This is a genomic window from Streptococcus sp. SCPM-O-B-15277 (M60), from assembly GCF_058200335.1.
On sequence record NZ_JBYQGR010000019.1, the window covers coordinates 1 to 206 of the forward strand.

Here is a 206-nt window from a genome sequence, read left to right on the forward strand (position 1 = left end):
TGTTCCATTGTCCGACCATGGAGCCTTGTCGGCTGCTTTGAGCAAGAGACGAGTTAACATACCATCACCACCGAAAGCTTCGTAAGGAATCACTTGGTTAACACCTGCCAAGAATGGACCAGGAACATTTGCTTTTTCAAGGTAGCTAGCTGGAACATCTGTGCTGTCTTTAACGTTGTCAGCTACTGCTTTTTTAACTTGGTCAG

1 protein-coding gene is annotated in these 206 nt (G+C 45.6%); it reads right to left on the bottom strand.

Annotated features, from left to right (window positions below):
• Nucleotides 1-206 (bottom strand): SSURE domain-containing protein (locus AC3E9F_RS08495; protein ID WP_490673010.1); only part of this gene is annotated, 206 nt, incomplete at both ends.